Source organism: Promicromonospora kroppenstedtii DSM 19349 (genome assembly GCF_000515355.1).
Classification (GTDB): domain Bacteria; phylum Actinomycetota; class Actinomycetes; order Actinomycetales; family Cellulomonadaceae; genus Promicromonospora; species Promicromonospora kroppenstedtii.
In genome coordinates this window covers 106,385-112,075 of the sequence record NZ_KI911759.1, presented here as the reverse complement: position 1 = coordinate 112,075, position 5,691 = coordinate 106,385, and the positions used below count along the sequence as shown (strand labels likewise).

Genomic DNA, 5,691 nt, shown 5'->3' with positions numbered 1-5,691 from the left:
CGGAGCCGCTGACGACGGCGGGGCCAGCGGCAGGGTCTCCGACGTCGGCGGTTCGGACGCGGTGAACCTCAGGTCCTGGGTCCGCTCGAACTCCCGCTCGCCCACCGTGGTCCTCCGTCGCCGTGCCTCGTCGTGCGCGTCGCCGGTTCCCCCTCGGCCCGAGCGGCGTGCGCTCTCTTGGAAGGGAATCGTACGGGCCGATAGCGGACAAGTGGCCGAAAAATCTCGAACAAGAACATTGCCACCCGGGTGAACTCCCAGGTCACGCCCGCGCGTCGAGCTCCCCCACCGCCGCGACAGCGCGGGGCACCGGCAGCGCGCGCCGGCACCCCGCGTCGTCGTCGGCCCTACTGGCCGGTGAAGACGAACGTCGAGCCGGGCTCCTTCTCGATGTCCCCCTCACCGGAGTTGGTGACGGTCACGTTCGACAGGATCGCGTTGCCGCGGGCGCCGCCCATCGCGAGGATGCCGGAGCCGTTGTTCGACGTGTCGATCCGGACGTTCGTGATGCGGACGTCGGGCATGTTGCCGCCGCCGTTCTTGAACTGGATGCCGTCGTACGTGGAGTCGACGATGTCCGTGTCGCGGATGGTGACCCCGGTGATGTCGTGGGTCTGCGGGAAGATCGTGATCGCCCCGAACTCCTGGTCCTCGTTCCAGAACGCCCCACCCGTGCGGTAGAGGCCGTTGTTGGCGATGAGAGTGGTCCCCGAGAACGGCAGCGGGTCGTGGTCGGTCGCGAGCATGATGCCGGGGTAGTTCATGGTGTCGTAGACCAGGTTGTTCTCGATCGAGTTGTCGTAGCCGCCGTAGATCGCGATGCCGTTGGCACGCCACGGGAGCTGGACGGTGTTGTTGCGGAACGCGTTGTCGTGGCCGATGTCGACGGTGCGGTCCTTGACGTAGGGGTTGGCCCAGACCGCGAGGGCGTCGTCGCCGGTGTTGCGGAAGGTCGAGTTGAAGACGAGCGAGTTGCGCGTCCCGTTGCTGAAGTTGATGCCGTCCGCGTAGGTGTTGCGGATACGCATCCCGGAGAACTCGACGCCGTCGCCGGGACCCCACAGCTCGGGGATGTTGGTGTAGTCGCGCCCGACCCAGACGCCGACGTTCGCGTGCTCGATCCACACGTTGGTGATCTTCGTGTCCTGACCGAACCGCCCGTTGAGGCCGACACCGCCCTCCTCCTGGCCGTTGTTGCCGCGGATGTCGCCGGAGCCGAAGATCGCGATGTCGGAGATCTGGACGTTGTCGTCGATGTCGAACCCGAAGTTGCCCTCGTGCGGGTGGTTGATGACGCCCGGGGCGAGGTGCGGCTTGATCAGGCTGTAGAGCTGCGAGTGCCACATGCCCGCGCCGCGGATCGTGACGTCGCTGATGCCCACCTGGTTGTGCGTGCCGCGGTCGAGCGGGTCGTCGGTGAGGATCTTCTTCTCCTGGCGCCACTGACCGGCCGGGATCCACACGCAGTCGATCTCGCCCTCCTGGTCGGCGGTGACGGCGGCCTGGATGGCGGCGGTGTCCTCCAGCCCGTCGTTCGGGACGGCGCCGTACTCGGTGATGGACGTGCACTGCGCCGGCTTCGAGGCGGGCGGCGCGACCTGCTCGAGCTCGACCAGGTCGATGATGTAGAAGGAGGCGTCGTCACCCGTGTCGCGCTGCAGCTTGAACACCGTGCCCGCCGGGAAGGACCGGTTCAGCAGGGCGTGCGACTCGTCGAACAGGCGGCGGGCGTCGCCGCCCGGGGTGTTGACGAGACCCTCGGGCTGGTCGGTGGTGCCGTACAGCCAGGAGTGCTTCGAGGAGAGCGTCAGCTTCTGCACGAACTGGCCGTCCGCGTAGAGGCTGATCGTCTTCTCCTGTCCCCCGCCGCCGGCGGCGTCGGGGATCGAGTTGCGGACCACGATCGAGTTGGTCGGATTGGTGGACGTGAACTGCACGTACTGGCCCGTGCTGTTCAGCCGCACCGACTCGCGGCCCGACGACTCGGTGGCGAAGTTGGTGTGCCCGAACGTGCGCAGCGGGTCGGTCTGCAGGAGCGTGCCGTTGTGCTGCCCGTCCTCGGCCTCGTAGGTGGTGTACGGCACGGCCGCGCCGCGGCCCACGGTCACCGCGAGCGTGCCCGCGTTGTTGTCCTCGTCGGTCTCGTCGACGACGTCGGTCGCGTCTGCCGTGGCGGTCACGGTGACGCCGCCGTTGGTCGCCGTCCACGAGCCGGTCGGGGTGACGGTGACGGTGCCGCCCGCCGGCACGGCCGGCGTCGTCCCGTTGAGGGTGGTGGAGCCGGCGACGACGCGCGTGACCGAACCGGCCGCGGCGGACTGGTTGCCGCGGTTGCGCACCTGCACGCTGAACGACACGGCCGCGCCGACCGCGGGGTTGGCCGGGTTCGAGGACACGGAGACGACCTCCAGGTCCGGCCCGGGCGCCTCACCGACCACGAGCTTGGCGGACGCCGTGAACGCGTTGTCGGTCTCGTTCTGCTCGGCGACCGCGTTGCCGGGGTCGACGACGGCGCCGACCGTGTACTCGCCCGCGGGCTTGGTGCCGGCCGCGACCGTCACCTGGGCGGTCGCACCGGGCTGCAGCGCGGCGACGTCCGCCGAGCCCGCCGTGCTGCCGCCGATCTTCCCGTCCAGCGTGGTGGCCGCCGAGGCCCGGTCGCCCGTGTTCTTCACGGTCGCCGTGAGCGTCAGGGGCGTGGTCGCCGTCGGCGACGCCGGGGAAGCCGTCACCGCCGTGACCGTGAGGTTCGGGTTCGGCGCCGGGGCGCCGTAGACCTCGAGCTCGGCGACCTGCCCGTTACCCGCACCGGTGTTGGCGGTGAAGCGCAGGCGGACGTCGGTGACCGTGCCGGTCACGGGAACGTCCACGAGGTTGCCGCTCCCGGGCGCGAACGCGTACCCGGCGGACGCCTTGAGCTCCTGCCACGCCCCCGTGCCGGCGTGCCCCCAGACCGAGAAGGTCTGGGTGCGCGCCCCCCAGGCGCTGTCGGGGTTCACGCGCACCCGCACGCCGCTGACCTGCGTGGGCGCGGCGAGGGAGACGTCGAGCGTGGACGGATACTGCCCGCCGGCGCCCTCCCAGTACGTACCGGTCTGGCCGTCCACCGCGTTGGCGGCGACGTAGGTCCACTCGGTCGACGACGCGGCCGCGGGCCGGTTCAGGGCGTAGTTGGTGCCGGTCGGGTCGGTGGGATCGGTGGGGTCCGTCGGGTCGGTCGGGTCGCCCGTGGGCGTGCCCCAGACCTGCAGCTCGGAGACCTGGCCGTTGCCCGCGCCGGTGTTGGCGGTGAACGCGAGGCGCACCTCGTCGGCCTCCCCGTCCAGCGGGACCACGACGGTGTTGCCGCTCGCCGGGTCGAAGGAATAGGCGGCCGAGGCCTTGAGCGTGCGGAACGACGACTCGCCCTCGGACCGGCCGAGCACGCTGAACGTCTGCGTGCGCGGCGCCCACTCGGCGGGCGGCGGCAGCTTGACGACGGCGCGCTCGACGTCGGCCTCCTGCCCGAGGTCGACCGTGAGGTGCGCCGGGTACTGGCCGCCCGCGCCCTCCCAGTAGGACGAGACGTTCCCGTCGTTCGCGTTGGCCGCGACGTACGTCTGCGTCACGGACGACGCCGTGATCGGCTTGCCGAGGGCGAGGTCGGTGGCGTCCGCGGCGTGCGCGACGGCGGCCAGTCCGAACGGCGCGACGAGCGCCAGCGCGGCGCCCGTCACGACCGTGTGCTTCCAGGGGATTCTCATGAACGTCCTCGTTCTCCCGCCGGGGGCGGGCTCGGCCACCCGCGGGCGTCGTCGCCCGACGTCGGCACGCCCGCCGTGGCGCGCGTCGACGTCCTGGGTGGATCGGGTCGGCGCCACCGAGGCAGCCGTGGAGACCTGCCGAACCGGGGGCGAGAGTGCAGAGTTGCAGTACGTGCACTGCTTTGTGCTCGTCATCTGTCAATTTCTTGCAGTCTTGCGGTTCGGATATTACGAGGGCGAATCGTGGGGCGTCAAGAGTGCGGTGAGGTCTCGCCGCGCGGCGGCGACGCCGGAGCTGCGTGCGCGGGCACAGGTGCATCGGCGGGGTGGAGCTGCGCGGTAGTCAGGGGGCGACGCGCAGCGGTCCGAGGGCTTCCCCGAAAGATCCCCCGCTCCCGCACTGGTGCGCCGCACCCGCCGGGCGGACCGTTGGGGGATGGATACCAGCCCGAAAGCACCCACGGCCGAGGCCGTCGCCGAACGGCTCTTCGGCGCCATCCTCGGCACTGTGGACCTCATGTCGACCTTCCTGGGCGACCGCCTGGGCTGGTACCGGTCCCTCGCCGACGACGGACCCGCGACCCCGCCCCAGCTCGCCGAGCGCACCGGCACGGATGCCCGGTACGCGCGCGAGTGGCTGGAGCAGCAGACGGTGACCGGCCTGCTGCACCTCGACTCGGACGGCGACGCCCCTGACGAGCGCGTCTTCAGCATCCCGTCGGCCACCGCGGAGGTCATGACCGACCAGCACAGCCTCAGCTTCCTGGCACCCCTCGGCCGGATGTTCGGCGCGGTCGGTCCGGCCCTTCCCCGGCTCCTCGACGCCTACCGCACCGGCGACGGGATCAGCTGGGCCGAGCTCGGCGACCACGCACGCGAGGGACAGGCGGACGCGAACCGGCCGTGGTTCGAGCACCGGCTGGCCGACGCGCTCGCCGACGTCACCGACCTGCACGGACTGCTCGCGCGCCCCGGTGCCCGCGTCCTCGACGTCGGCTCCGGCGGCGGGTGGTCCAGCATCGCGCTCGGCCGGGCCTACCCGAACGCCACGGTGCACGGGATCGACATCGACGCGCCGTCGGTCGTGATGGCGGCCGCGAACGCCCGGACAGCCGGCGTCTCCGACCGGGTCCGGTTCTCGCACGGGGACGCCGCGGAGCTTCCGGTCGAACACTATGACGTGGCCTTCGCCTTCGAGTGCGTCCACGACATGCCCCGGCCCGTCGACGTGCTCGCCGCCGTCCGGAGGTCGCTGACACCCGGCGCCCCGCTGATCGTGATGGACGAGGCCGTCGCCGAGACGTTCGCGCCCGACGGCGACGAGCTCGAGCGCATGATGTACGGCTTCAGCCTCTTCGTCTGTCTGCCCGACGGCCGCTCCAGCAGCCCGAGCGCGGCCACCGGGACGGTCATGCGCCCCGACCGTCTGCGGGACTACGCCCAGGCCGCCGGCTTCGGCACGGTCGAGGTGCTACCGATCAGCGACTTCGGCTTCTTCCGCTTCTACCGGATCACCTGAGCGCCTCGGGGCTCCTGGCCAGACCCTCAGGAACCGTCCGGCACCCGGAACGTCACCGTCCGCACCGGGTTGTCGAACTCCGTGGTGCGCAGCGACACCTGCACCTCCCACTCCCCCGTCGTCGGCAGCACGACGTCGCCCGCGTAGATCCCCGGCCCGAGCGAGCTGAGCGACAGCTCGCCGAGCTCCACCTCGTCGGACGCCAGGCTCATCCGCGGGGCCTCGAAGCCCTCCGCGGGCTCGCCCGCCTGATCGGCCATCTCGATGGTGAGCGTGGCAGGCCCCACGGCGACGGGGTCCAGGGTGATCCGCGCCGAGATGTCGTCCAGGCGCACCGATTCGGTGGCGCTCTCCCCGCGGTCCTCGGCCGCGACCGCCGATGCCGCCTCGGGACTTCGGTCCACCAGGAAGCCGGTGACCGCCAGCACG

Annotated in this window: 3 protein-coding genes; 1 reads left to right on the top strand and 2 read right to left on the bottom strand. The window is 71.4% G+C overall.

Features of this window, described 5'->3' with window-relative positions:
• Positions 1-347: 347 nt before the first annotated feature.
• Complete coding sequence (locus tag PROKR_RS27160; RefSeq protein ID WP_036970013.1) at positions 348-3,743, bottom strand: CARDB domain-containing protein; 3,396 nt, start codon at positions 3,741-3,743, stop codon at positions 348-350.
• Between the two features lie 436 nt (positions 3,744-4,179).
• On the opposite strand from PROKR_RS27160, the gene PROKR_RS27155 reads away from it, so the two are divergent.
• Complete coding sequence (locus PROKR_RS27155) at positions 4,180-5,262, top strand: class I SAM-dependent methyltransferase (RefSeq protein ID WP_036970010.1); 1,083 nt, start codon at positions 4,180-4,182, stop codon at positions 5,260-5,262.
• Positions 5,263-5,288: 26 nt separating this feature from the next.
• On the opposite strand, the gene PROKR_RS27150 is transcribed toward PROKR_RS27155, so the two are convergent.
• Positions 5,289-5,691: FixH family protein (locus PROKR_RS27150; RefSeq protein ID WP_211240260.1), on the bottom strand; the 403-nt coding region annotated here is incomplete at its 5' end.